The organism is Marinococcus sp. LNSP9103-4 (assembly GCF_056034345.1).
Window position 1 is genome coordinate 1 of sequence record NZ_JBQLIA010000033.1, and the last position, 26,786, is coordinate 26,786.

The 26,786-nt window shown below is 46.8% G+C and carries 26 protein-coding genes and 4 tRNA genes; 27 read left to right on the forward strand and 3 right to left on the reverse strand.

What is annotated here, in order from left to right:
• Nucleotides 1–294: 294 nt before the first annotated feature.
• The 16 genes from ACTRXG_RS15565 to rlmH all read left to right on the forward strand — a co-directional run bounded on the left by ACTRXG_RS15565 (nucleotide 295) and on the right by rlmH (nucleotide 15,657).
• Nucleotides 295–1,233 carry a YybS family protein gene (locus tag ACTRXG_RS15565; RefSeq protein WP_474261240.1) on the forward strand — a complete coding sequence of 313 codons (939 nt, stop codon included), beginning with the start codon at nucleotides 295–297 and terminating at the stop codon, nucleotides 1,231–1,233.
• A gap of 12 nt (nucleotides 1,234–1,245) precedes the next feature.
• Complete coding sequence (locus tag ACTRXG_RS15570) at nucleotides 1,246–3,216, forward strand: DHH family phosphoesterase (protein ID WP_474261241.1); 1,971 nt, start codon at nucleotides 1,246–1,248, stop codon at nucleotides 3,214–3,216.
• A complete protein-coding gene (gene rplI, locus ACTRXG_RS15575; RefSeq protein ID WP_474282710.1) occupies nucleotides 3,213–3,656 on the forward strand; it encodes a 50S ribosomal protein L9 in 444 nt (147 codons plus the stop codon). The genes ACTRXG_RS15570 and rplI overlap by 4 nt, the downstream gene beginning before the upstream one ends.
• A gap of 96 nt (nucleotides 3,657–3,752) precedes the next feature.
• A complete protein-coding gene (dnaB, locus tag ACTRXG_RS15580; RefSeq protein ID WP_474261243.1) occupies nucleotides 3,753–5,117 on the forward strand; it encodes a replicative DNA helicase in 1,365 nt (454 codons plus the stop codon).
• 220 nt (nucleotides 5,118–5,337) lie between these two features.
• Complete coding sequence (locus ACTRXG_RS15585) at nucleotides 5,338–6,630, forward strand: adenylosuccinate synthase (RefSeq protein WP_474285866.1); 1,293 nt, start codon at nucleotides 5,338–5,340, stop codon at nucleotides 6,628–6,630.
• Between the two features lie 142 nt (nucleotides 6,631–6,772).
• A tRNA-Lys gene (locus ACTRXG_RS15590) sits at nucleotides 6,773–6,848 on the forward strand.
• A gap of 5 nt (nucleotides 6,849–6,853) precedes the next feature.
• A tRNA-Glu gene (locus ACTRXG_RS15595) sits at nucleotides 6,854–6,928 on the forward strand.
• A 199-nt stretch (nucleotides 6,929–7,127) separates the two neighbouring features.
• Nucleotides 7,128–7,203 (forward strand) — tRNA-Asp (locus tag ACTRXG_RS15600).
• Nucleotides 7,204–7,386: 183 nt separating this feature from the next.
• Nucleotides 7,387–7,462, forward strand: a tRNA-Phe gene (locus tag ACTRXG_RS15605).
• A 226-nt stretch (nucleotides 7,463–7,688) separates the two neighbouring features.
• Nucleotides 7,689–8,399 (forward strand): response regulator YycF, encoded by a 711-nt coding sequence (gene yycF, locus ACTRXG_RS15610; RefSeq protein WP_474285848.1) that lies wholly within the window; start codon nucleotides 7,689–7,691, stop codon nucleotides 8,397–8,399.
• 3 nt (nucleotides 8,400–8,402) lie between these two features.
• Nucleotides 8,403–10,253, forward strand: a complete 1,851-nt coding sequence (gene walK, locus ACTRXG_RS15615; RefSeq protein ID WP_474285850.1) for a cell wall metabolism sensor histidine kinase WalK — start codon at nucleotides 8,403–8,405, stop codon at nucleotides 10,251–10,253.
• The gene (locus tag ACTRXG_RS15620) at nucleotides 10,250–11,614 is read left to right on the forward strand and encodes a YycH family regulatory protein (RefSeq protein WP_474285851.1); all 1,365 of its coding nucleotides are present in this window, start codon (nucleotides 10,250–10,252) and stop codon (nucleotides 11,612–11,614) included. The genes walK and ACTRXG_RS15620 overlap by 4 nt, the downstream gene beginning before the upstream one ends.
• Before the next feature lies 1 nt (nucleotide 11,615).
• A complete protein-coding gene (gene yycI, locus ACTRXG_RS15625) occupies nucleotides 11,616–12,551 on the forward strand; it encodes a two-component system regulatory protein YycI (RefSeq protein ID WP_474285853.1) in 936 nt (311 codons plus the stop codon).
• 18 nt (nucleotides 12,552–12,569) lie between these two features.
• Nucleotides 12,570–13,364, forward strand: a complete 795-nt coding sequence (locus ACTRXG_RS15630) for an MBL fold metallo-hydrolase (RefSeq protein WP_474261247.1) — start codon at nucleotides 12,570–12,572, stop codon at nucleotides 13,362–13,364.
• Between the two features lie 213 nt (nucleotides 13,365–13,577).
• The gene (locus ACTRXG_RS15635; RefSeq protein WP_474285854.1) at nucleotides 13,578–14,825 is read left to right on the forward strand and encodes a S1C family serine protease; all 1,248 of its coding nucleotides are present in this window, start codon (nucleotides 13,578–13,580) and stop codon (nucleotides 14,823–14,825) included.
• Nucleotides 14,826–15,177: 352 nt separating this feature from the next.
• On the forward strand, nucleotides 15,178–15,657 hold the full coding sequence (gene rlmH, locus ACTRXG_RS15640; RefSeq protein ID WP_474285856.1) for a 23S rRNA (pseudouridine(1915)-N(3))-methyltransferase RlmH: 480 nt from the start codon (nucleotides 15,178–15,180) through the stop codon (nucleotides 15,655–15,657).
• Between the two features lie 51 nt (nucleotides 15,658–15,708).
• On the opposite strand, the gene ACTRXG_RS15645 is transcribed toward rlmH, so the two are convergent.
• The gene (locus ACTRXG_RS15645) at nucleotides 15,709–16,344 is read right to left on the reverse strand and encodes a hypothetical protein (RefSeq protein WP_474285857.1); all 636 of its coding nucleotides are present in this window, start codon (nucleotides 16,342–16,344) and stop codon (nucleotides 15,709–15,711) included.
• A 184-nt stretch (nucleotides 16,345–16,528) separates the two neighbouring features.
• Nucleotides 16,529–16,801: a DUF4190 domain-containing protein gene (locus ACTRXG_RS15650; RefSeq protein ID WP_474261251.1), complete on the reverse strand. Its 273-nt coding sequence runs from the start codon at nucleotides 16,799–16,801 to the stop codon at nucleotides 16,529–16,531.
• 200 nt (nucleotides 16,802–17,001) lie between these two features.
• Here ACTRXG_RS15650 and ACTRXG_RS15655 point away from each other — a divergent pair, with 200 nt between their 5' ends.
• Together ACTRXG_RS15655 and ACTRXG_RS15660 are read left to right on the forward strand one after the other, a co-directional pair.
• Nucleotides 17,002–17,691, forward strand: a complete 690-nt coding sequence (locus tag ACTRXG_RS15655; protein ID WP_474282698.1) for a uracil-DNA glycosylase — start codon at nucleotides 17,002–17,004, stop codon at nucleotides 17,689–17,691.
• Entirely contained in the window at nucleotides 17,688–18,530 is an 843-nt protein-coding gene (locus ACTRXG_RS15660) for an aldo/keto reductase (RefSeq protein ID WP_474261253.1), read from the forward strand. The genes ACTRXG_RS15655 and ACTRXG_RS15660 overlap by 4 nt, the downstream gene beginning before the upstream one ends.
• A 57-nt stretch (nucleotides 18,531–18,587) precedes the next feature.
• Here ACTRXG_RS15660 and ACTRXG_RS15665 read toward each other — a convergent pair whose 3' ends face one another.
• Nucleotides 18,588–19,076: a glutathione peroxidase gene (locus tag ACTRXG_RS15665; RefSeq protein ID WP_474282695.1), complete on the reverse strand. Its 489-nt coding sequence runs from the start codon at nucleotides 19,074–19,076 to the stop codon at nucleotides 18,588–18,590.
• A gap of 174 nt (nucleotides 19,077–19,250) precedes the next feature.
• On the opposite strand from ACTRXG_RS15665, the gene ACTRXG_RS15670 reads away from it, so the two are divergent.
• From ACTRXG_RS15670 to ACTRXG_RS15710, 9 genes are all read left to right on the forward strand, one after another.
• The gene (locus ACTRXG_RS15670; protein ID WP_474285859.1) at nucleotides 19,251–20,300 is read left to right on the forward strand and encodes an AbrB family transcriptional regulator; all 1,050 of its coding nucleotides are present in this window, start codon (nucleotides 19,251–19,253) and stop codon (nucleotides 20,298–20,300) included.
• Between the two features lie 334 nt (nucleotides 20,301–20,634).
• Complete coding sequence (locus ACTRXG_RS15675; protein ID WP_474261256.1) at nucleotides 20,635–21,915, forward strand: ammonium transporter; 1,281 nt, start codon at nucleotides 20,635–20,637, stop codon at nucleotides 21,913–21,915.
• A 3-nt stretch (nucleotides 21,916–21,918) separates the two neighbouring features.
• Nucleotides 21,919–22,932: a DUF294 nucleotidyltransferase-like domain-containing protein gene (locus ACTRXG_RS15680; protein WP_474285861.1), complete on the forward strand. Its 1,014-nt coding sequence runs from the start codon at nucleotides 21,919–21,921 to the stop codon at nucleotides 22,930–22,932.
• Nucleotides 22,933–23,640, forward strand: a complete 708-nt coding sequence (locus tag ACTRXG_RS15685) for an exonuclease domain-containing protein (protein ID WP_091615278.1) — start codon at nucleotides 22,933–22,935, stop codon at nucleotides 23,638–23,640. It abuts the gene before it with no gap.
• Between the two features lie 44 nt (nucleotides 23,641–23,684).
• Nucleotides 23,685–23,942 carry a MerR family transcriptional regulator gene (locus ACTRXG_RS15690; protein WP_022792987.1) on the forward strand — a complete coding sequence of 86 codons (258 nt, stop codon included), beginning with the start codon at nucleotides 23,685–23,687 and terminating at the stop codon, nucleotides 23,940–23,942.
• A 117-nt stretch (nucleotides 23,943–24,059) separates the two neighbouring features.
• Nucleotides 24,060–24,245, forward strand: coding sequence for a hypothetical protein (locus ACTRXG_RS15695; RefSeq protein ID WP_091615281.1), 186 nt, complete (start codon nucleotides 24,060–24,062; stop codon nucleotides 24,243–24,245).
• Between the two features lie 173 nt (nucleotides 24,246–24,418).
• A complete protein-coding gene (locus ACTRXG_RS15700) occupies nucleotides 24,419–25,888 on the forward strand; it encodes a nicotinate phosphoribosyltransferase (protein ID WP_474285862.1) in 1,470 nt (489 codons plus the stop codon).
• A 180-nt stretch (nucleotides 25,889–26,068) separates the two neighbouring features.
• Nucleotides 26,069–26,368: a DUF5327 family protein gene (locus ACTRXG_RS15705; RefSeq protein ID WP_474261259.1), complete on the forward strand. Its 300-nt coding sequence runs from the start codon at nucleotides 26,069–26,071 to the stop codon at nucleotides 26,366–26,368.
• A 19-nt stretch (nucleotides 26,369–26,387) separates the two neighbouring features.
• The gene (locus tag ACTRXG_RS15710; RefSeq protein ID WP_474285864.1) at nucleotides 26,388–26,765 is read left to right on the forward strand and encodes a DUF423 domain-containing protein; all 378 of its coding nucleotides are present in this window, start codon (nucleotides 26,388–26,390) and stop codon (nucleotides 26,763–26,765) included.
• The last annotated feature ends 21 nt before the right edge of the window (nucleotides 26,766–26,786 follow it).

The following is a 26,786-nucleotide window of genomic DNA, read 5'->3' on the forward strand; positions in this document are numbered from 1 at the left end:
GCACCAGCCAAAAAAGAACGTGGATCGAACGATCCACGAACAAACATGACGCTTTTATTTTGTTTCTCAACAATCTGGAAACGCTGACGTAAGTCAGCGTTTTTTAGATATGTACAGCCTTTGACTATTCGGCTGTTCGTCTTTCTTTTTGAAAGGGAATAAGCTAAAATGAACGAATGGAATTTCCATGAATACGAAGAGATAAAGGCAGCACTGGGATAATGTGGGAGTGAAAGCAATTGGGCGGCTGCTGTACATTTATTTGACTGCCTTTGTAAATGAGGTGAACGTGACGTGAAAAATGCTAGAAGTGTCGCAGAAGCAGCCGTCTTTAGCGCTATTTTCCTGGTGCTGGTACTGCTGCTGATCTTTGTGCCGGTCGTCGGAAGTATATTAACGATAGCGATGCCGCTTCCGTTTATTATTTTTGTGGCAAGAAACGGATGGAAGCCGGGCATTTTTATGTTTATCGTCTGTGCGCTGCTTGCGACTTTGTTTACGGGTGGTATTGGTTTTCCGACTGCTTTGATTTTCGGTCTTGGGGGCATTGCAGCAGGTGCGCTTATTCATCAAAAGAAGCCGGCTTTTGCCGTTTTTGCTGCAGGGACTGTGGCTTATATCATCGGCCTGGTTTTATTTTATTTAAGTTCGGTTCTTCTGTTTAATATTGATCCGATCCAATTGATCCAGCAAACACTGAATGAATCTATTGCCCAGGCGAGAAGCATGATGGAGAGTATCGATCAGAATACCTCAAATCTGGATGCCTTAGCAGAGATGGTTACACTGATTCAATACATCGGTCCGGTGCTCCTTATTGGCACAGGCATTATTCTTTCATTTATAACCCAGGTGTTCGCTCATGTTATTTTGAAGCGTGTCCGGATGGATTACCAGCAGTTTCCGGCTTTTCGAAACTGGAATTTTCCGAGGTCTCTCATATGGTATTATTTGACTGGTTCCATATTTATTTTGATTGGGCTTGAAGAAGGCACAGCTATGTATATTGTTGTTATGAATCTTTTTCCTCTTTTGGAGCTGGCTGTGGCGATTCAGGGCTTTACCGTGATCTTTTATTTCCTGCATGCTAAATCCTATCCGAAATACTACGGGGTTCTCATTATCGTCGGGAGTATATTATTATCAACAATAGCATTATTTTTGGCCCGCATTTTAGGTATAATAGATTTAGGTCTAAACTTGAAGCAACGCATTCAAACCGACACGAAGTAGGGGTTGAGTTACATGCCGAAGTTTTTAATACGGCGGTGGTACGGCTATCATATCGTCGGATTGTTCATACTAGCCGGAATAGCACTTGCCTTTCTCACCTGGTTTCAATGGGAAATAGGAGCTGTAGGATTTGTCCTGCTCGGAGCTTTGGCTATTTATGTTATCCAGGCGGAGCGTTCATTTGAAAAAGAGCTTGAACGGTATATATCTACGCTGACCCACCGTGTGAACAAGGCGGGGGAAGAAGCAGTTACCGAAATGCCTATCGGCATACTGCTGTATGATAAGAATTATCAGATACAGTGGGCGAACCCCTTCATTCTTTCCTACCTGCCGAAGGAGTTCATGGGAAAACCGATCAGTACTGTATCTGAACGTCTGGCTGCAGCGATTAAGCAGGGGGAAAGCGAAATACATTTAACGATGAGAAATCGTCATTATACCGTTTATATTCACCGCGAAGAGCGGCTGCTGTATTTTTTTGATATGACTGAAACGACGGATATTCAGGCGATGTATCAAAAAGAAAAATCAGTTGTGGCGTTTATTTATTTGGATAATTTCACTGAAGTTACCCAGGGCATGGACGATCAGACAAGAAGCCGGCTGATGAGTCATGTGACTACCGCTTTGAATGAGTGGGCGGGGGATCATGACATTTTACTGCGCAGCATTGCTGTAGACCGGTTTATTGCTATCATGAATCAGGACGCCCTTGATCATCTTGAGCAGACAAAGTTTGAGCTGCTCGATTACGTACGTGATATTACGAGTAAAGAGAAGGTAACCATCACCCTTAGCATCGGCATCGGTTCGGGCGAGCCGTCCCTGCAGGAGCTTGGTTCCCTGGCCCAGTCCAGTCTCGACCTCGCACTCGGACGTGGAGGCGATCAGGTAGCCATTAAGGACGCGAACGGAAAGGTGCGTTTTTACGGGGGGAAGTCCAATGCGGTCGAAAAGCGTACCCGGGTGCGCGCCAGAGTTATTTCCCACGCACTGCGTGATTTTGTTCTCGAAAGCGACCAGGTCATTGTGATGGGCCATAAAAATCCGGATATGGATGCTATTGGTGCTGCGATTGGCGTGCTTAAAATTGCTGAGGTAAATAATACAGATGCATATGTCGTCGTAGATCCGGATGAAATTAATCCGGACGTGAAAAAGCTGATGGAAGAAATCGAAAACCATGAATACCTGTGGTCTCAATTTATTACACCGTCAGAAGCGATGGATGAAGTGACGAAGCATACGCTACTTGTTGTCGTGGATACACACAAACCCTCCATGGTTATCGAGCCGCGGCTGATTGACCGCGTGAACCGTACGATTGTTCTTGATCATCACCGCCGGGGAGAAGAATTCATTGAAGATCCGGTGCTTGTATATATGGAACCGTACGCTTCATCCACAGCCGAGCTTGTAACAGAGCTTCTGGAGTATCAGCCGAAAAAGCTCAGTATGGATGTGCTTGAAGCAACGGCGATGCTTGCAGGCATTATTGTGGATACGAAAAGCTTCGCCATCCGAACCGGATCTAGAACGTTCGATGCAGCCTCATTTTTAAAAATGCACGGTGCCGACACGACTATGGTGCAGATGCTCTTAAAAGAAGATCTCGATCAATACGTGGAGCGGTCGCATCTTATCGAGCGGGCGGAGGTCTACCGTGACGGCATGGCTGTTGCCGCTGCTGCGGAAGATGAAATGTACGGCCAGATTTTAATCGCTCAGGCAGCAGATACCCTGCTTACGATGAACGATATCAAAGGTTCATTTGTGATATCTAAGCGTCAGGATGATAAAATTAGTATCAGCGCCCGTTCGCTTGGTGAAGTGAACGTGCAGTTAATAATGGAAGCTTTAGGCGGAGGCGGTCATTTAACGAATGCGGCAACGCAGTTGACCGATACTACGATTGAAGAAGCGGAAAAACGCCTGAAGCAGGCCATTGATGAATATTTGCAAGGGGGCACATCCGAATGAAAGTCATACTGAAACAAGACGTAAAAGGCCAGGGAAAAAAAGGTGAAGTTGCAGACGTATCCGAAGGGTACGCCAGAAACTATTTATTAAAGAAGGACCTTGCTGTAGAAGCGAGCAAAGGCAATCTGCGGGACCTGGAAGCTACACAGAAAAAACAAAAAGAACGTGAGCAGGAAGAGCTTGAGCAGGCGAAGAAGTTTAAGGAGCAGCTCGAAAAAACAGACGTAGAGCTTACTGCCAAAGCAGGAGAAGGCGGTCGTTTGTTCGGAGCGGTTTCTACAAAACAGATTGCGGAAAAGCTGAAAAGCATGAACATGAAAGTGGATAAACGTAAAATAGAAATTGACCAGCCAATTCGTTCACTTGGCTACACTAAAGTACCAATCAAGATTCATCCTGAAGTCACAGCTGTCGTAAACGTACACGTGACGGAAGAGTAACAGCTGCGTGGATGAATAAAGAGCCTGTTTCCCCGTCATAAACAGAGGGTAAGAACCAGGCTCTTTTTTTCAACACGTTCTATAGAGGTGAAAGCAATGAATGATATTTTCACAGAACGGGTCCCCCCGCAGAATATTGAAGCAGAACAGGCTGTTTTAGGTGCTGTCTTTTTAGAGGGCGAAGCACTCATTACTGCCACGGAGCATTTGATGCCGGAAGATTTCTATCGTCAGTCGCATCAGCGTATTTTTAATACGATGATTGAGCTGTCTGAACGGGGAGAGCCGGTTGATCTTATTACGGTCAGCACGGAACTGCAGGCAAAACAGGTGCTCGAAGAAATCGGCGGTCTTTCTTATCTTACCGATCTGGCAAATGCTGTACCGACAGCGGCCAACGTTGGTTATTACAGTCAGGGTGTATACAGTAAGTCCCTGCTGCGGCGGCTGATACGTGCGGCAACTAACATAGTGAATGAAGGCTACAGCGGAGAACATGATGTAGAGGAAGTACTTAACGAAGCTGAAAAGACTATAATGGAAGTATCGCAGGAGCGTCGTTCGTCTGCCTTCGTTTCCATCAAAGATGTACTCATTGAAACATACGACAATATTGAAATGCTGCAGAACCGGGAAAATGACGTAACCGGAATTGCGAGCGGCTTTGCCGAGCTCGACCATATGACTGCCGGATTTCAGCGCAGTGACCTGGTGATTGTGGCTGCGAGGCCTTCGATGGGGAAAACGGCCTTTGCCTTAAACATTGCCCAGAACATTGCAACAAAAACCGAGGAAAATGTGGCTATTTTCAGCCTGGAGATGGGTGCTGCCCAGCTTGTGCAGCGGATGCTCTGTGCGGAGGGAAACATTGATGCTAACCGTCTTCGTACCGGTGCGCTTCAGGAAGAGGACTGGGAAAAGCTGACGATGGCGATGGGGAGCTTATCTTCAGCCGGCATTTTTATTGATGATTCCCCGGGCATACGGGTAAACGATATACGTGCGAAATGCCTCCGTTTGAAGCAGGAACGGGGTATTGGAATGATTCTGATTGACTATCTGCAGCTGATCCAGGGAAGCAGCAGAGGCGGGGAAAGCCGCCAGCAGGAAGTTTCGGAAATCTCCCGTAATTTAAAAGCTCTTGCGCGTGAACTTGAGGTCCCTGTAATTGCGCTCTCCCAGCTTTCCCGCGGGGTGGAATCCAGGCAGGATAAACGCCCGATGATGTCTGATTTAAGGGAATCCGGAAGTATTGAGCAGGATGCAGATATTGTATCGTTTTTATACCGTGATGATTACTATGACCAGGAATCCGAAAACCAGAATATCATTGAAATTATTATTGCCAAACAGCGTAACGGGCCGGTTGGTACGGCCGAGCTCGCTTTTATTAAAGAATATAATAAATTCGTTAATTTGGACCGGCGACACGACGATAATCAGATCCCGCCCGGAGCTTAGACTCCGGGCTTTTTGTATAAGCGAACAAATTAAGCAAATAAAACTTTTAATGTTCGTGTTTTATTGACTTTGTGTGCCGTGGTTGATAGACTATCTAAGGGATTTTCTCCATAATAAAATAAGAATATGAAAACTTTAGATGAAGCCAAGTGAACGTTATTGGATAAGCAAGAAAAATATGCCTAAGGTGCCGGCAGGAGAGATTGTGGAGGTGGACGCTGTGTCGTCAATAGTAATTGTAGGAACTCAGTGGGGAGACGAAGGAAAAGGAAAAGTAACGGATTACTTATCAGAAAATGCGGAGGTTGTGGCCCGTTACCAGGGTGGAAATAACGCTGGTCATACGATTGTCTTCGGAGGAACTAAATACAAGCTTCATTTAATTCCGTCCGGAATTTTTTATGATAATAAAACATGTGTCATCGGAAACGGAATGGTTATTGATCCGAAAGCGCTCGTTGAAGAGCTGGAATATCTGCATGAGCGCGGCGTTGATACAAGCAACCTGCGTATCAGCAACCGTGCCCACGTTATTCTTCCTTACCATCTGCGTCTCGACGCCGTGGAAGAAGACAGCAAAGGCACAAATAAAATTGGAACGACCCGTAAAGGCATTGGCCCGGCTTATATGGATAAAGCTGCCCGCGTAGGCATCCGTATTGCTGACCTTCTGGATAAAGATGAATTCCGGGAAAAACTGTCGCGGAATTTGAAAGAAAAGAACCGTCTGCTCGAAAGAATGTATGACGCAGAAGGGTTTGAGCTTGAAGATATTCTGGATGAATACTATGAGTATGGCCAGTTCTTTGCGAAGTATGTCTGCGATACATCGGTAGAGTTGAATGAAGCGATCGATAAAGGCCGCCGGGTGCTGTTTGAAGGTGCGCAGGGCGTGATGCTTGATATCGACCAGGGCACGTATCCCTTTGTCACTTCCTCAAATCCTATCGCTGGCGGCGTAACTATCGGTTCGGGAGTAGGACCGTCCAAAATTCAGCACGTGGTGGGCGTTTCCAAAGCATACACGACCCGCGTTGGCGACGGCCCGTTTCCAACAGAGCTGTCTGACGAAATCGGGGACCAGATTCGTGAAGTCGGAAACGAATACGGGACCACTACCGGCCGGCCCCGCCGTGTCGGCTGGTTCGACAGCGTAGTCGTGCGTCATGCCCGCAGGGTGAGTGGGATCACCGATTTATCTTTAAATTCCATTGATGTTTTGACCGGTATTGAAACGCTCAAAATATGCAAGGCCTATAAGTACCGGGGAGAGATTATGGAAGAATTCCCTGCGAGCCTGAAGGTACTTGCAGAGTGCGAGCCGATTTATGAAGAGCTGCCGGGCTGGACAGAAGACATCACCGGTGCTTCGTCGCTCGGGGATCTTCCAGTAAATGCCCGTCATTACATTGAACGTATTTCCCAGCTGACCAACATTCCTATCAGCATTTTCTCAGTAGGCCCGGACCGGAATCAGACAAATATGGTCCGCGGTGTATGGGCTATCCAATAAAAACCACTAAGCATCTGCCATAGAGGCGGATGCTTTTTTCAACGAATCACTTTTTTCATGTAAAACTAGTTGAAATTGCATCTGTGACGTGATAATATTACTCATGTTGTCGTTATCCACAGCGACAATTTCTTCATATTAGGAGCCATTAGCTCAGTTGGTAGAGCATCTGACTTTTAATCAGAGGGTCGGAGGTTCGAATCCTCCATGGCTCACCATGAAAGGCCCGTTGGTCAAGTGGTTAAGACACCGCCCTTTCACGGCGGTAACACGGGTTCGAATCCCGTACGGGTCACCATTTTCTTATCAAGCAGAAAATGAACAGAACTGAAACAAACGATAAGATTCGCAGTGTATTCCCCCTTACTCATTTTTGGAAAGAAGACACCAGAAGGTTGAGTATGCCAGGGAGAGAGCAAAGGAACGTACAAAGCGTACGTGACTGCAGCCAACGAAAGCAGCAGACGAGAAAATTCGCAGTGTATTCTTTTTAAAAAGGGCCTGTGGTGTAGTGGTTAACATGCCTGCCTGTCACGCAGGAGATCGCGGGTTCAAATCCCGTCAGGCCCGCCATTTTATTTTCCTGATTCACTCATGGCCAGTCAGATCAGTCGGTAGAGCAACAAGCAAAGCTTCTCCGAGCATTCTGCGAGTTGTACGTCCCGAATTGCTTCATCGAATAAGCAAAGGATGAGGGTAAGGACAGTGGATCTAAAAGCAAGAGCATCAATTAAGCAAAAGTATTCCTTTTAGCATGGCTCGATAGCTCAGTCGGTAGAGCAGTGGACTGAAAATCCTCGTGTCGGCGGTTCGATTCCGTCTCGAGCCACCATTTTTATAAATAACCAGCGCCTGGACTTTGACGTCCAGGCGCTTTTTTCACAGGCTTCAGGCCTCGATAGGAACAGATAAAGAGCTGTGTTACAATGTGAAAGAGAATTGTAATCCTCTTAAATATTTTGCAATAAACATAAAGAGGCATACCTTTGCAGGGAGTTACTACACATAGATGACTGAATTTATGCCTTTTCACATTTGAGGAATGGAGCGGTGGGAACATGGATGAGAAAATATTAGTAGTCGATGATGAACAGCCAATTGCTGATATATTAGAATTTAATCTTCAAAAAGAAGGGTTTCAGGTTGTTTGTGCATATGACGGCGACGAAGCTTTAGAAAAGGTGGATGATTTCGGTCCGGATCTGATTCTTCTTGACGTCATGCTTCCTAACAAGGACGGCATGGAAGTATGCAGAGAAGTCCGGAAGCGGTTTGATATGCCCATCATCATGTTAACTGCTAAAGACGGGGAGATCGATAAGGTGCTAGGCCTTGAACTTGGAGCAGATGACTATGTAACCAAACCGTTCAGCAACCGGGAGCTTCTTGCCAGAGTTAAAGCCAATCTCCGCAGGAAGCAGCCGGCAGCGGAAGAAGGCAGCACCGAGCCGCAGAATGCTATAAAAATTGGTGACCTTCTCGTAGACCCGGATGCGTATTTAGTAACAAAACGCGGCGAGCCGATAGACCTTACGCATCGTGAGTTTGAACTGGTTCTCTACCTCGGCCGGCATATCGGCCAGGTAATGACAAGAGAGCATCTTCTGCAGGCCGTGTGGGGCTATGATTACTTTGGGGACGTACGTACCGTGGATGTAACGGTGCGCCGTTTGAGAGAGAAAGTAGAAGACAATCCGAGCTTCCCTGAGTGGATTGTGACAAGACGTGGTGTTGGGTACTACTTAAAACATCCAGAACAGGAGAAGTAATGTATGAAGATTATCGATTTTTTCAAATCGATTCATTTTAAACTCATTTTGATCTTCGTGCTGCTGATTTTTGTAGCGATGCAGTTCATTACCGTATTTTTCACGAGCGCCCTTGAAGACACGCTCGTGGAAAATTTTAATGATACGCTCGCCGAGCAGACCGATCTTCTGGAGTATAATGTGCAGGAAGAACTGACACAGAGTCGAGGAGAAGACGATAATACGGTTCAGGAGGATATCGACAGTTTATTAAGCCAGTTTGCCAATTCAGGAGCAAACAATGACCCGGGCCATTCGAGTCCGGAAGCCAGGGTGATCGGCTCCAATCAAATTATTTTAGGCACGTCGAATATAAACGAGCAGGATATCGTCAATAACCAATCGAACGATGACCTTGTGCAGCGGGCGTTATTAGGGAACACGCTTGAAGAAGTGCGCTGGGAGGCCGACAGCGGCCACAGGGTCAGCTTAATTGTGCGGCCGATCGAAGAAGATGGAGAAATTCTGGGTGTATTGTACGTGCGTTCCGACATGTCGAGCGTATACAGCCTGGTAAATGACATCAGCAGTATTTTAATTGCAGCGAGCATTATTGTGCTGATTTTAAACGCCATCCTTGGTATTTTGCTGGCCCGCACGATTACAAGACCTATCGCGGACATGCAGCGCCAGGCTAAAATTATGGGGGAAGGAGACTTTTCCCGCAGAGTCCGCGTGTACGGCAACGATGAAATCGGGCAGCTGGCCCATTCCTTTAACCAGCTGACGCTGAAACTAAAAGAGAGCCAGGCAAGCACCGAGGATGAAAGGAAGAAATTAAGCTCGGTTTTGACCCATATGACAGACGGGGTTATAGCCACTGATGAACTCGGGCGCATCATTTTGATGAACAAACGCGCTGAGCAGCTGTTAAACAAAAACAGCGACGAAATGGAAGGCACGTACATTACAGAAGCTCTGCATTTGTCTGAGACGCTGACATCGAGTGATCTGTATGATTATAATGAAGCGATTATGCTGGATTTCAGCAGCGAGGAACAGGATTTTCTGCTGCAGGCCAACTTTTCCATCGTGCGAAACGAAGACGGACCGGTTACTGGTCTGATTACCGTGCTTCATGATGTCACGGAGCAGGAAAAGATCGAAAGAGAGCGCCGGGAATTTGTATCAAATGTTTCTCACGAATTAAGAACTCCGCTGACTACGCTGAAGAGCTACATGGAAGCTCTCGAAGACGGAGCGATGCAGGATGAAAATCTGGGACCCCGCTTTTTACAGGTGACCCAGAACGAAACGGACCGAATGATCCGGCTCGTGAACGACCTGCTTCAGCTTTCGCGGATGGACAGTGACGAAATCAGCCTGGACTTTTTTACTGTGGACCTGTCTGAAATGATTAATCAGGTGATTGAACGCTTTGAAATGATTAACAAGGATAAAAATATTGCTTTCTATAAAGAAGTCCCTTCCTACCCGGTATACGTAGATATGGACAAAGACAGGATTTATCAAGTCTTTGATAACGTGCTTTCAAATGCCGTGAAGTACTCGCCGGATGGCGGGGAAATCAGTGTGCAGATGTTTACTCGTGCCGATGCTGTAGACGTGGAAATCAGCGATCAGGGTGTAGGCATTCCAAAAGAAAGCCAGCACCGTATTTTTGACCGGTTTTACCGGGTGGATAAAGCGAGAGCGAGAAACCTCGGGGGCACCGGACTGGGTCTTGCGATTGCCAAGGAATTTATCCATGCGCACGGCGGAAGAATTGCGGCTGACAGTGAATGGAAAAAAGGAACCACTATATTAATTACGCTGCCATATTCAGTGATTAATAAAGCGGAGGCTGGATCATGAAAGAAACAATCAAATCCTGGGTGTTAACGATTTTAGTAATAGGCAGTCTGCTTCTTACCTGGCAGAACTGGTCGTTTCAGCCCGAATATGATAGCGTCAATTCCTCTGAAACCGTACAGGAAACGACAGAAATAGCAGAGACCCGGGAAGCAGGTGAAATCGTCCGGCCGAATCAGGGAGTAGTGCGTTCAAATGGCAGAAGTGTTCTCATGACCGAGGACCAGGCTTCAACTGACCTGGACAAAGCCTTCCGGCAGCTCGAAGAGGCAAGCATCACAGAAACATCAGCGACTGACCTGGAGCATGATGAGCTGTACGAAAACGTCTCTTCAGCAGAATATTCGATGGAGCTTGTATTTCCGTCGTCGGTATCGTGGTCGATGATCAATGAACTGTTCAGCTTTGAAGATGAAAGCGATGAAGCATCCAGCATCCTGGATGGCTCGATTGACCGGATTATATTAACAGCTTCACCGGCAAGTGAAGAACTGAACGCTGCGTTTGTTTCCTACGATCAGGGTGTAGTTGTAAACAGCAACACCAGCCTGGATAAAAGCGATGTGGAGCATGAACGGTATCTCTCGGAATACGAAAACATGCTTACTTACAGTGCTGATGAAAACGGGTACGAAAAGCATATTTATATTCCCGAAGATCCGGGATCCCGGACGAATTATACCTATGCTTCCACGAGTTTATCAGCCAACAGCTTTCAGCAGGTGTTGCTGCCGGAAGGAAATGGCCAAAACCTTCAGACGTACAACTATGATTCATCGGAAGTCCTCACAGACGGCACGAGAGAGCTGCGGATTAATAATGCCGGGGATTACCTTCGTTATGCCAACCCAACCTATTCGGAGCAGACAGACGGTAATGATACAAGCAGCCTTGTTTCTTCCTTCGAGTTCGTGAATAATCATGCCGGCTGGTCGGATAATTACCAGTATTATGATTCCACCACCCTGGACGGGGAAACAACGGTTACCTTCAGAATGAATAAAGGCGGTCTGCCAGTCTTTCGGGACTCCAATGGCAGTGATTTTGCTTCCATTCAGGTGTCGAATGTAGGCACGCAGACAAGTGGGTATTCCCGGCCGCTGTTTGATTTGGAAAATAACCCGGTCAGGACCGGGGATGCTGGTGTCTCCACCGATCTTCCTACCGGGGAAGAAACGCTCGATGCTGTACAGGAGCAGTGCAGTTCTTCGCTGATTGAAGATATACAAATCGGCTACAGCATTTCAAGAAACGGGGAAAATTCCGGCTATTATGACATGGAGCCCGGGTGGTTTGTCCGCTGCGACGGCAGCTGGTCTCCAGTGGATTTTGGCGGAGACGATAACGAAGAAGGAGGAGAATAAGATGGACTGGGCGAGAACAAAGACCATTTTTATTATTGTTTTCCTGCTTCTTAATACATTTTTGCTTTCGAGTTATTTAGAACAGCAGACCAATTACCAGGAAAGCTCTGCCTCCCAGACAGGCGGTGAGGAATCAGAACAGCGGCTCTATGGGTATCCAGAGGATGATCTGCCGGACCGGATTGAACAGCTTCATCTAGAAGCAAGCTACGTGGATTTTGAAGGCGGGAGCCGCTCTCAAAAGGTAGAAGACAACTCAAACATTAGTGAAATTACGTATATATCAAACGAACGATTGATTGGAATGAGTGCTACGCTCGAGGAACCGGTGGAAATATCTGAAGCTAACCGGAACGAGGATCTGGCCTCCTTTTTAAGCGACTATGTCTGGAGTGCAGACGATTATGAACAGGGTCAGATGGATGAAGAGTTAAACAGGCAGTACTATTATCAGACGTTTGACGACAAGCAGATTTATAAACCGGAAACATCTGCCCAGCTTGAGCTGGTGTTTAACGACCAGGACGAGATTGTGGGCTTCCGACAGTCGTATTTTGAGCTCGATGCCACTCCGGCAGACAGCACCATTCCTCCGGAGGATGCTATTGAAGCCCTGGGGAACCCGAGCAACGGTATTCTGCAGACAAACGATACGGTGAGCGATGTGAGCGTCGGTTACTTTAACCAGGTTACACCTCAGGGAGAAAACGTTTATTTATATACACCGATGTATATTGTGGAAGTAAACGGAGAATCGAGGTACCTGGTGAATGCCAGAACCCAGCGCGTCCAATCATGGGAGCAGGTAATGGAGAATAACGGCGAAGAGGATATCATGGTCGAACCGGAGGTGCCGGAAAATGACTCTGACCCGGAAGAAGATGCTGAAGAAGATGGTTCAGCGGAAAACGGGGAAGAAGCACCGGCTAATGAATAGGGAAAGCAGGAGGATAGAATGACACTGCAGTTCAGTGTACTTGCCAGCGGCAGTACAGGCAATGCTATTTACGTACAGACTGGGAAGCAGCGTTTGTTGATTGATGCAGGCTTGAGCGGCAAAAAAATAGTGGAAAATTTAAATGCGATCGGTGTGGATCCAGCAGCTTTGGACGCGCTGATAGTTACCCATGAACACAGCGATCATATTAAAAGCGTCGGGGTATTAAGCCGGAAATACCAGCTGCCGGTCTATGCCAACGTAAAAACGTGGCAGGCGATGGAAGGGCTTATCGGGAAGGTGCCCCTGGAACAGAAATTTCACCTTGACCGAAATCAGCCGGCTGCATTTGGCAATATTGAGCTTGAGCCGTTCCACGTTTCGCACGATGCAGCAGATCCTATGTTTTTTGTGTTTCACCATGAAGGCAAAAAACTGGCGCTTGCCACAGATATGGGATACGTCAGCGACCAGATCAAAGGCACGGTAAAAAATGCCGATGCGTACGTTTTTGAATCAAACCACGACATTAATCTGCTTCGTATGGGCCGCTATCCCTGGAATGTTAAAAAACGAATTCTGGGTGATTCCGGACACGTGTCGAACGAGGATTCCGCTTATGCGCTCGCGGATATTGTCGGAGAGCGGACGAGCAGAATCTATCTCGCGCATTTAAGCCGGGACAATAACATGAAAGATCTGGCACGGATGACGGTAAAGCAGGTGCTTGAAGAAGAGGAAACAGGAATAGGTCATACGTTTCACCTCTACGATACGGATCCATTTCTTCCTACAAGCCTGCATACCCTTTAAACCAATATATATGGTACACCTTAGGGGTATTCTCTATAAACGTAAAAAATTATCAAAAGCACACCCTTTTACTGGACGGGGCGTGCTTTTTCTTCGTACAATAAACATACATCCCGGCACCCGAGACGGGTATGATAAAGGGTCTTCATTTCAGTATATGTCAAAAGCACTGAAATCAGCCCCGGTATCTTATGAAAAAGGAAGTGTCGGAATATGGGTTATTATGATGATCATGCAAGAAAAGAAAGTCAGAAGCAAAAGAAAAGTCGCAGAAATGTAGGTATCGCGGGCTTTGTGGGGGCAATTCTCGGTGCAGGGGTAATGACAGTATCAGCACCGTTTATATATGATTCGGTTTCAGGGGAAAATACTGAAACGATTGACGGGACGGCAGATTTATCGGACAACGGTTCCGGATCCGACGTCTCTACGGAAGAAGTCAGTGCAGAGGCTGGCACGGTAACAGCAGCAGCAAACGAGGTTTCCGGGGCTGTAGTCGGAGTGTTTAATCAGGTTCAGTCAGAAAACGCCGGTATTCAGGGCAGCGAGGACCAGGGCGAAGACTCTGTCGAACAGGGGACCGGCTCTGGCGTTATTTATAAAAAGGAAAACGGCTCAGCGTTTATTGTTACCAACAACCATGTAGTAGAAGGGGCAAATTCAGTAGAAATCAGCTTAGAGGATGATACCCGGCTGGAAGCAGAGATTGTCGGTACTGACCCTTATACTGATCTGGCCGTGTTAAAAGTAGATGGCGGACAGATAGACACGGTAGCTGATTTTGGCAGTTCGGATGACCTGCAGGTAGGTGATCAGGCAATCGCTATTGGGAATCCGCTCGGCACAGATCTGTCACGAACAGTGACAGAGGGAATCATCAGCGCGAAGGATCGCAGTATTCCGGTGGATTACGACGGGGATGGACAGGATGACTGGGAAGCAGACGTCATGCAGACGGATGCAGCGATCAACCCCGGCAACAGTGGTGGTCCTTTGGTCAACAGCTCAGGTCAGGTCATCGGCATTAATTCGATGAAAATTGCCCAGTCTTCGGTGGAAGGCATCGGGTTTTCGATTCCAACATCAGTGGCAGTGCCAATCATTGAAGATTTAGAAGAAGACGGCGAAGTAGAACGCCCGCAGCTGGGTGTTGCTATTCAATCAATTTCTGAACTGTCAAGCTACAACTGGACAGAAGAGCTGGGACTTCCGGAAGATGTGGATCACGGAGTGTACGTGACCCAGGTCCAGCCAAATTCTGACGCGCAGGAGGCAGGACTCGAACAAAACGATGTGATCACTCAAATTGACGGCGAAGAAGTACAGGGAGGCAGCGACCTCAGGAATTATCTCTATAACAGCACCGAAATCGGAGATACAGTTACTATAACGTATTACCGGAACGGGGAAGAGCAGACAACGGATATAGAATTAACACAGACAGCATCCACAGGTGAATAAATCAATTCAGGGCCTTCCATTGAAGGCTCTTTTTTTGTGGATAAATATAGATATGGTCGAACTGAAGAAAATATATGCTACAATAGACGCTAAGAAAATTGTATGGAGAAAGAGGGACAAACCCTTGCTATACTGCTGTAAAGAACATATAAGATAATCATTGGATGACGTATTGTAAAATGAAAAAAGTATAGCTGTGGGTGTGGATAGGATTGTGGATGAAAGCGAAAAAATATCCACACCCTGTGAGTATCGGGGAGAAAAAGCAGAATATATCTTGTCAATTTAGGCTCGTTCACTTGTGAATATGTGGACAATTTCTGTGGAAAAATAAGCTGGAGGGAAAAGACTTGTGAATATATTGATTATTGCCGTCGGTAAATGCAAAGAAACATTCATCAATGAAGGAATCGCAGAATATAAAAAAAGACTGAGCAGGCAGGGCTCCTTGGAAATTGTTGAAGTAAAGGATGAAAAAACACCGGAGCAGGCCAGTGATAAGGAAAATGAGCAGGTAAAGAATACAGAGGGCGAACGCATTCTCAAAAAGATTCCTGAACGGGGATACGTGATTGCTCTTGAGCCGGAAGGCAGAATGATTTCTTCTGAACAGCTGGCTGCAACCTTCCAGGATTTAGCCGTCCAGGGGACGAGTACAATTGTTTTTGTCATCGGTGGATCGCTCGGCCTATCCGCAGAAGTGTTAAAGCGGGCGGATTTCAAATGGTCATTTTCTGCGTTAACCTTCCCCCACCAATTAATACGCCTGATGCTTACAGAGCAGATCTACCGTGTAGTACAAATTAATGCGGGTAGCCCGTACCATAAGTAAAAGGAATGTAAAAAGCGCTTACTCTTAAAGGAGCAGGCGCTTGTTTAACAGTTAATTATTGTAGGCGCTTAACTGTTCTTCATAGGCGAATTCGACCATAACAAAATCATAGCCCCAGTCGTCGTAAGCGTTTTGCAGAAGCGTTTCCTTTGTACCTGTGTCGATGGAAAGCTCTGATAAGCTCTCGTAGGCAGCTCTCTGCTCCTCTATGACGAAATCCTGCATGACGTAGTCGTCAGGCCAGTCGCTCTCTGCATTTTCTTTAATACGGGTCTCTGCCTCTTCTTCAGTAATCGAAGCGATAACGTTCGTGTAGCTTCCGTCTGTCTCTTCGCTGGAATCGGATGAAGCTTCTGTCTCTTCTTCCTCCTCGTTGAAGGCCCCTGCTTCTTCTTTTAATTCTGCGTTTTCTTCCTTAAGCTCTTCGTTTTCTTCCAGTAAATTCTGGTTCTTTTCCTTTAGATTTGTTTTCTTTTCTTTTAGACTGTTCTTTTTCTCGCGGAGTTCTTCATTTTTTTCCTGCAGATTGGACACTTTTGTTTTCAGTTTCTCGTTCTTTTCCTTTATTTCCTGCAGTTCTTCCTTCACAGAAGACCCTGAAGCAGCTTCGGTCTCTATAGAAGTACTGCAGGCTGAAAGCATGAATAAGGAAACAAGACCTACGACAGGTATAATCTTTTTGTTCATATAACCTCCTAATAAAATGTATTTAATAGTTATATAGTACTGCCGGTGAGAAGGATAAACAAGTATTTGTTTGCCGGCCATTTCTTTTTATAGGCAGCTGCTTTTTTTTGCAGGGATGCTTTACTTTACGGACAAAAATTCGGCGCTTTTAGGTGCAAAAAACCTAAAAGCGCCGATACTTTTATCATAATACAAAAACATTTAACGTAATGATAGCTCCTATTATCGTTCCAATTAAGCTGAAAATGACTCCGGCCAATGCTGCTTTTCTTCCGCGGTAATGATAGTTTTTAATGTCCTTTAATGCTTTAATCCCGGTCCACAAACCAATAATACCGAAAATTACACTGAAAGGAAAAAGAATTACAAGAAAAATGAATGCATCAAACCCCAGGACTAAGGAAATGATGGCTTTAAGGCTTCTTGGCTGGGTCGCCACTGTATCAGTTTCATTCATGGGCTGCCGCTCCTTCACTATACCAGATCACATTATCGTCTTTTTTATCGTAACGCGACTGTGAAGCAAAAACAATGAACAGGAGTGGCATTCTATTGACATTTCCCGGACTGCTTACGTTTGATCTTTCTAAAAAAAGGATATTAAGGATTTAGAGCATACAGTAAAAGAAATCAGCAGGCGAAGGAGTCGACGCGGCTATGGAAATTCTGCAGAATGACTGGGCTCCTGTGCTCGAAAAGGAATTCGAAAAAGAGTACTATCAGGAGCTGCGGGAATTTTTAAAAAAAGAATACCAGGAAAAGACCGTCTATCCTGATATGCACGATATTTTTAATGCGCTGCATTATACAGGATACGAGAATACAAAAGTGGTTATTCTTGGTCAGGACCCCTACCACGGGCCGAAGCAGGCCCACGGGTTAAGTTTTTCCGTAAATCCGGATGTTTCCATCCCCCCATCGCTGAAAAACATCCATGCAGAGCTGGAAGAAGACCTGGGCTGTGAAAAACCGCGTCATGGTTCCCTCGTTTCCTGGGCAAAGCAGGGAGTGCTTCTGCTGAACACAGTACTTACAGTGCGAAAAGGGGAAGCGAATTCGCACAAAGGACAAGGATGGGAAACCTTCACAAATGAAGTAATCCGGCAGACTAACGAAAAAGAGTATCCCGTGGTATTCATTTTATGGGGCCGCCATGCTCAGGCAAAAGAAGAGCTTATTACAAATGAGCATCACTTAGTCATTAAATCTCCACATCCGAGTCCGTTTTCCGCTAATAAAGGATTCTTTGGAAGCCGCCCGTTCTCAAAAACCAATCAGTTTTTGAAAGAGGCCGGGCGTCCGGAAATTGACTGGTGTATTCCAACAGAGGAGGAAGATCGTACATGAGTATTCAAACATCTGTAACAACCTTAGCAAATGGAGTAAAAATGCCGTGGTTAGGCCTTGGCGTCTATCAGGCAGAAAAAGGTGAAGAAGTAAAAAATGCTGTTTTAACCGCCCTGCAGGCAGGCTATCGCTCCATCGACACCGCTTCCTTTTATGACAACGAAGAAAGCGTCGGAGAAGCGATTCAGGAAAGCGGAGTGCCGCGTGATGAATTGTTTATCACCACAAAGCTGTGGAACAATGAACACGGCTTTGACGAAGCGCTGGAAGCCTTTGAGCGCTCCCGTAAAAAACTCGGCGTTGATGTAGTGGACCTTTATTTGATCCATTGGCCGGTTCCCGGAAAGTTCAAAGAAACCTGGGGAGCGCTTGAGAAGCTGTATAAAGACGGCAAAGTACGTGCCATAGGAGTCAGTAACTTTACCGAACAGCACCTCGAAGAGCTGCTGAAAACAGCAGAAATCACGCCGATGCTGAACCAGGTGGAGTTTCATCCGCGTCTTTTCCAAAAAGCCCTGTTAGAATACTGCCAAAGCCATGATATTCAGCTTGAAGGCTGGAGACCGCTTGGGAAAGGCGATCTTCTTGAACACGATGCGGTGAAAGAAATTGCTGACAAGCATGGCAAAACGCCGGCGCAGGTTCTGGTACGGTGGGCCCTTCAAAATAAGGTTGTATCTATTCCTAAGTCTGTTACAGCCGAACGAATCCGCTCTAATGCAGAAGTGTTCGATTTTGAACTCGATACGAAAGACATGGACACGATCAACGGCATGAATGAAGATGCCCGTTATGGTCTGCACCCGGATGAGTTCGATTACGCGTCAACGACAAAATAATGAAGTAAAGCAGCCGGCATATTCGCTATGCCGGCTGCTTTTTTATGTTTACCATCTTTAAGACTGCTGAAGGCCAGTTTCAATCATGCTCGTTATTTGCGGATCGGTCGGTTTTGTACTGCTTTTAAAGCTGCCGAGAACTTCGCCGTGGCGGGAAACAAGAAACTTCTCAAAATTCCATTCGATCTCACGGTCTGGGCTCGTCTGCTCCAGAAGCCAGTCGAACAGGGGATGTTTTTCGTTTCCTTTGGCATGGATCTTATCAAAAATATCGAAGCTGACCCCGTAATTGGTTTCGCAGAATTCCGTGATATTTTCAATAGTGTCCGGCTCCTGGCCGCCAAAGTCGTTCGAAGGAAAGCCGAGTACCTGAAAGCCACGGTTTTTGTATCGTTGATACAGCTCCTCCAATTCTTCGTACTGCGGAGTGAAGCCGCATTCTGAAGCAGTGTTGACAATCAGCAGTACCTCTCCCCTGTACTCGTTCAGCGTTTTTTCTGTGCCATCAGCCTGGACGGCCTCAATGTTGTAAATACTGGCAGTCATAATTTCCTCCTTTGAGCGAATAATACGTTTCGTATAGCCTCCGCCATTCCCATTCAAACTCCTCTGCTGTGAATAAAATGCAATTAATGCAGGAAATAGCGGGAAGGTTTTTCAATTTCATCAGGATGCTATAATATTAACCGATATGGATGAATGAGGAAAGAAGGCATCAGGATGAAGCGGACAAAACTTTTATTATTAGCAGCTGCCGTACTAACAGGCAGCTTGTTTACCTACTTACAGCTGCCGGCAGGATGGCTGCTTGGCGGGCTCGTGACAGGGATTGTTTGCGGGATGGCTTACAAACGGCTCGTATTTGATGGCTGGCCGTTCCGCACTGTTCTTGCTTTGATTGGATGCAACATTGGTTTTATGATGGAGCCCGGTATCTTTGCTCTTCTTGGACAGTATATTTTTCCGCTGATTCTTACCCTCAGCTTAACAATGGCGCTCGGCGTTGGTCTCGGCTGGCTGATGAACCGCTGGACGGATCTGGATCCGCTGACGGCTTATTTTTGCTGTGTCCCGGGAGGCGCTTCGGAGGTGATCGGCTTAAGCAGCGATTACGGAGCTGACAACCGCATGGTCGCGGCATTTCACACTACGCGAATAACGCTGTTTGTGTTAACGATACCAATTTTTATCGGTCTTACGACCCCGGCGGATATTGGCTCGATAGGAAGTGCCGGACCGGCGATATCCGAAGTCTCTCCTGCAGTAATGGGAGTGTTCGGTATTTGCGTTGTGGCTACGGTTCTGCTTTATTATTTGTATAAAGTACCGGCAGGAACGTTGTTTTACGGGTTACTAATTGGATTTGTCGTTGGCCACTGGGTGGTGACAACAGACAATGGACTCCCCTCTGTTATTGGCGGGAGCGGTCAGGCTCTGCTCGGAGCGATGGTCGGTATTCGTTTTGACCGTCCGACCTTTTATAAATTAAAGGAGATCGGACGTCCAAGCGCGGTGCTTCTCGGATTTTACTTCATTTTCAGCCTGCTGCTCGCTCTAATGTTTCACGCTGCTACGGGTCTGCCGTATGTGACGAGTCTGCTCAGCACAGTCCCTGCAGGGGCAGCAGAGATGAGCAGCACGGCGGTTGCCTTAAATCTTGAACCGACTCTTGTATCGAGTCTCCATATTATAAGAGTGCTCGTGTTGTTTCTCTGCCTGCCATTTTTTGTGCGTCTGCTGCAGAGGCTTATTCAAAAACAGTCGGTATAGCAGAACTGAATAGAAATAGACATCTGGGGCGATAATTAATTTTATCGTCTTTTTTTGGGAGAAAACGCTGGAGAAAAAATAAAAAGACTATTATTTTAAGGTAACGCTTTCAAAAATAATGAAAACAAAATTATTTCGTAAAATAATAAACCTTTTGAACCCGTTGCATATCACTGATTTTTCGAATTTTTAAGTCATAAGGAGGACATTTTTGTGTAAGATTATCTTACATAGTACTAGATTTTGAAAATTTAAACGGTAAAATACTATTTAACGCAAGATGTTAGCTAAGTTCACATGAATCTTGCACGATAATAACAGAGGGGGAAAAAACGTGGATCCGATAGTATTACTTGATAACCTTTGGGTTATGCTTGGATTTATTTTAGTTATTCTTATGCAGGGTGGATTTATTCTATTGGAAGCAGGTTCGACCCGGATGAAAAACGCGGGTCACATTGCAGGAAAAACAATCTTTACACTGGGGATTTCCTCACTTGTCTTCTGGGCTGTCGGGTACGGTTTTATCTACGGTAACGACGTTGGAGGCATCATCGGGCTTTCGAACTTCTTTTACGGGGACGCAAGCACCGCAGACGGTTTAACGCCTGCCATCGACTTTATCTTCCAGCTCGCATTTGCGGCGATTGCCCTTACGATTGCTTTTGGCGGTTTCGCTGAACGTGCGAAGCTTGCAGCTTACGTAGTCTTCGCTATTTTATTCTCTGCCATTGTGTATCCAATAATTGCACACTGGATCTGGGGCGGCGGCTGGATTTCCGGTCTTGGCAAACAGGACTTTGCCGGTTCCACAGTAGTCCATTTGACTGGTGCGATGGGTGCTCTTGCGGCAACAATTTTACTTAAGCCGCGTATTGGGAAATACAATAAAGACGGTTCGGTCAACAATCTTCCAGGTCATAACCAGGTGTTTACTGCTTTAGGGGTGCTTTTCCTGTGGGTCGGCTGGTTCGGCTTTAACGGAGCGAGTACCTTCGGTGTAGCGGACGGTTTCTTTGGCTACGTTGCAATGAATACACAGCTGGCAGCGGCGGCGGGTGCTTTTGCAGCACTTCTGATTGCCTGGGCTGTGCTCGGGAAAGCAGACGTACCAAGCATGCTGAACGGAGCACTGGCAGGACTTGTAGCAATTACCGCTTCCTGCGCATTTGTAGCTCCATGGGCATCCGTGGTTATCGGCGCAATTGGTGGAATACTCTGCTTCTTCAGCGTTCGTTTCTTTGAAAAACGTAACATCGATGATCCAATTTTCGCCCTTTCAGTTCACGGTATGGCTGGTATCTGGGGTACGCTTTCCACCGGTTTCTTTGCTACACCGCAGCTTGCTGAAATGAACGGCGGCCGTGCCGGTTTATTCTACGGCGGCGGGCTGACCCAGCTGGGTGTTCAAGCAATCAGTGTCGTAGCTTGCGGCCTGTTTGCACTCATCGCTTCTTACATTATTCTCTTAATTACAAAATCGATCATCGGCGGCCTTCGCGTATCGGAAGAAGAAGAAATCATGGGTCTTGATATGAGTGAGCACGGTGCATACGGGTACCCGGAAAACGTGCAGCCTACCACAGACAATTCTTCGGAAAGAACAGGAGCATAAATTATGTCGAATTCTTCATTCTCACAAGCACAGGGATTTTCAGCAGAACCTTCCTTTAAGAGCTATGAAGAAATAAAAAAAGACAAAGAAGAGAAGATGGACGATTTGGCGGGAGAGCTAGTAAAGCTTAATGAAGCCCACGATATGTGGATTTCAGAAACGGTTACTCTTGCTGTTCATCATCACCAGAGTGAGCGGGGAGACCTTCCTGCTCACTTTGCTTTTTTTCTTATGGGAAGCGCGGGAAGACAGGAGCAGGCGAAGTTCAGTGATCAGGATCATGGTATTGTTTTTGAAGGGACAGACGACGAACACCAGGATTACTTTCTCGGCCTCGGAGCAGAAATACGTGAAGGAATGGCGATTGTTGGATACCCGCGCTGTGAAGGGCTGGTTATGGCTTCGCACAAACGCTGGTGCCACGGGGTGGAAGGGTGGAAAAAGCAGGTGGATGGCTGGATTGAAGCCGATGAATGGGGGCCGTTCCGCCACCTGCTCACCTTTATCGATGCCAGGACGCTGGTGGGGGAAGATGAGCTTCTTGAGGAAGTAAAGGAGCATGTCTTCGAGCAGGCCGGCCAGCGAGACGTATTAAAGCGATTATCCGAAAACACTGCGTACCTGCACAAGGGGCTCAACGCTTTCGGCCAGCTTCTCCCGGAAGAAAAAGGGCAGTACGCAGGCTCGATGCACATCAAAGATGTTGGATTTTTCCCATACGTTCATGCTCTGCGTCTGCTTGCGATCCATGAGGGGATTCATGCTTCCTCCACGATAGAACGCATCCGGCAGGTGTCGGAAAAATATTCCTATGTGAAGGGCAAGGACGTGCATTTTAAAAATCTGCTGGAGCTGCGGGCTTCATTTTCCAGGAAACAGAATGTTTATGAAGATGTTCACTACGTGCCGCTGCAGCAGCTTTCGAAAGCCCAGAAGTCCGAGCTGAAATCTGCATTAAAAGAAGGAAAACACTTGTTTCAGCACACAAAAAAAATCATGGAGTCGGGTGATTTTTAGATGTTTCAATGGATGCGCAGTATTTCTAGTCGATTTGGCGGTCTGGACTCCACGAATCCCCAGCATCAGTCTTTTATGCGTCAGCTGCAAAAAGATGTAAAGGCAGAGCAGCCTCTGCAGAAATCGCTGTCTTCACTGAACGTCACCGTCCTTGATCTGGAAACCTCGGGCTTTAACGCAGATGCCGGAGATAAGATATTGTCGATGGGAGCGATTAAAATTAAACACAACCGGCTGGTCCGGGACGATGCCTTTTATACGCTTGTCCATGAACCAGAGGCTGTGTCCCCGGAGGTAAGCGAAGTCACCGGTTTAACAGCGGAGGAATTGGAAGCAGACGGCCAATCGATCAGCGAAGCTCTCGAGCAGTTTTATCAGTTTGCCCAGGCGGATATACTCGTAGCGCATCACGCCTCCCATGAACGAAAGTTTCTGCAGAAGTATACGTACCGGACGATGGGGACGAACCTGCAGCATCGTCTGCTCGATACTTCGTTTGTGTTCAGTATTGCTGCCCCGGATTTTGAATTTCGTTCGCTCGATGACTGTTGCAACTATTACGACATCCCGATAAAAGGAAGACACAATGCTCTCGGGGATGCCATTATGGCGGCTGAGCTCTGGACACGCTCCATCCAGACGGTACAGGAGCTTGGCTATGAGACACTTCAGGACGTATATGCACATCTCAGCCACCGCCGGAGGTAACCCCTTACGGCAGGCTGAAAAAATTTATAAAGGAGGAGGGCGCGGTGAAGGGTAATATTCCTCGTAATGCTGCTTGTTTTCCCATTAGCGTGGTACAAGAAATCACATCATTGTCAGCTCGCCAAATCCGTTACTACGAAGAACAGGGGTTGATCAATCCAGAGCGAAATCAGGGAAACCAGCGCCTGTTTTCGATGAATGATATTGATCGGTGTCAGGAAATCAAAGAGCTTATCGACCAGGGGTTAAATATTGCCGGTATCAAAGCCGTGCTCTCCGTCCGGGATAAGAATTCAAGCTGAGAAATTACGGCAGAATCCGGATTAATAAAAAAGTCCCTTTTTTAAAAAAATTCTTTATATCTGTTTGAATAAAGAAGTGAACGGGAACACTTTCGAAACAACGGAGGTGTTTTATTCATGTCATTTATCATAGTAGAAGATATTCAAGTACCGGCGAAAAAATTCGACGAGCTTGAAAACGCCCGTGAAGACGCATCGGAAAAGGAAGTAATTGTCCGCAATAACGATGGCCAGTACTGGGTGATTGACGAAGAAGACTATGCGAAGATCGAAGCCTACGGCTATGAACTTGTAGAGAAGTAAACGCAGACGTATAAGAGTCCGCACCTGATTCAGGGCGGGCTCTTTTTTAAATGTAAATGTACCCGGGACAAGAGGGAAACGGGTTTCAATGGAAAGAAGAAGTGAAAAAGTACAAGTAGTGCAAACACGACTCAGGCAAGTACAAATAACAGGATTTAAAAGGGGGGACTGGAATGACACGCTATGAAGATGACAGTTTATCGCTCCATACCGATTTATATCAGGTGAATATGGTGGAAACGTATTGGCGGAGCGGCATGCATACCCGGAAAGCCGTATTTGATCTATATTTTCGGGAGCTCCCGTTCGGCAATGGGTTTGGCGTATTTGCCGGGTTGGAACGGGTCGTACACTTTTTGGAAAATTTCCGGATGACAAAGGAAGACCTTACTTATCTGCGGGAAGAAGCAGGCTACGGGGAAGATTTTCTTTCCTATTTAGCGGAACTCCGGTTTACCGGCAGTGTTTATGCGATGAAGGAAGGCGAGCTTGTCTTCGGCAACGAGCCGATGATCAAAGTAGAAGCGCCGCTCGGAGAAGCCCAGCTGATTGAAACCGCGCTGTTAAACATGGTGAACTACCAGACACTGATCGCTACGAAAGCAGCCCGCATTAAACAGGTGACGGGTGGAGACGGACGAGCGATGGATTTCGGTCTGCGCCGGGCCCAGGAGCTTGACGCCGGGCTGTGGGGGAGCAGAGCGGCTTTTGTCGGCGGTTTTGAAGTAACGAGCAATGTCAGGGCCGGAAAAGTATTCGGGCTTCCTACAGCGGGCACACATGCGCATTCTATGGTACAGGCATGTGAAACAGAGTATGAAGCCTTTAAAATGTATGCCGAGCACCACACGGATTGCGTATTTTTAGTGGATACGTACGACACTCTCCGCTCGGGAGTACCTAATGCCATCAAGGTCGCAAAAGAGATGGGTGAAAATATCCGCTTCAAAGGCGTGCGTCTCGACAGCGGGGATCTGGCCTACCTGTCCAAAGAAGCAAGAAGAATGCTCGATGAGGCCGGCTTTACCGACACCCAGATTATTGCCTCCGGAGACCTGGATGAATATACAATTACCAATTTAAAATCCCAGGGGGCAGAAATTGATACGTGGGGTATCGGTACCAAGCTTATCACCGGGTATGACCAGCCTGCTCTTGGAGCTGTATACAAGCTTGTGGCGATTGAGAATAATAATGGTGACATGCGTGATACGATGAAAATTGGAGCAAAAAAATCGGGCAATCTGGAAAAAATGACTACCCCGGGCGTGAAAAATGTTTATCGGATAATAAATACTGAAAACAAACGCTCGGAAGGGGATTACATTACGCTTTCCGGGGAAGAGCCAAACGAGCAGGAGGAGCTGCACATGTTCCATCCGGTGCACACGTATATCAGCAAAAAAGTTCAGAATTTCAAAGCGGTGAATCTTCATGAAACAATATTCAAAGATGGTAAGCTGGTTTACAGTCTCCCTTCCATGACAGATATCCAGGCCTATATGCAATCAAATCTGCCGCTTTTATGGGAAGAATACAAACGGTCGTTAAATCCTGAAGAATATCCAGTTGATTTAAGCCCGAAATGCTGGGAAAACAAAGTGCAGAAGATGCATGAAATTCAAAACGAATTTAGTCGGTAAAAGAACAGTCTGCCGGGCCGAATTTTTCGGTTCGGCAGTTTTTTTATACTATCTGCCGGAAAATTGCGAACGTCTCGTGACAATAAGGAGAAACATAGGGCTGCGGGCTGTACATATGATATAATTTGACAGAATTCCAATTGTGAATGCTTTGAAGCAGAGAAAGGGAGGGCAGAGCCTATGCAGATATCTGTTCAGACCGTGATTGAAAAAATGGAAGAGGAACTGCTCCAGCTCGCAGAGCAGGGGGAAAAGGGAGACGAGCGGGCGCTGCAGGAGCACGCAAGAACGCTTCGAAACTATTGTGATATTCTGCTTTCTTCCAGGGCCGGGGAAGCACAGCGCCCGGCTGCAGAACCTCCGCAGCCAAAAGCTGCGGCTCCTGCCCCGGAAAAGCCTGCAGCATCGAGGCCGAGCCGTGAAACGGTGGAAGAGGAAAAAGATATTCCGTCAACGGAAGGTAATCTACTGGATTTTTAATTAAGAAGGAGACTTAGGCATGCTGTGGAAAGTACTCGTTGTGTTAGGGGCAGTAAACGCTGCGTTGGCAGTGGGAATGGGGGCGTTCGGTGCCCACGGCCTGGAAGGCCGGCTGTCGAACCGGATGCTTGAAACGTATAATACCGGAGCGCAGTATCATATGTATCATTCCCTGGGACTGATCGCTATCGGCGCTGTAGCAGCTTATACCGGCGGAGGATCAGCGCTGTTGGGATGGTCCGGATGGCTGTTGTTTGCAGGAATTGTTTTATTTTCCGGCAGCCTGTATGTGCTGTCGCTTTCTGGCATTTCCTGGCTTGGGGCCGTAACTCCTTTAGGCGGAGTGGCTTTTATTGCCGGGTGGATTTGTTTAATTATTTACGTGCTAAAAGCCTAAGAAAAGCCGGCTGCGGTTAAA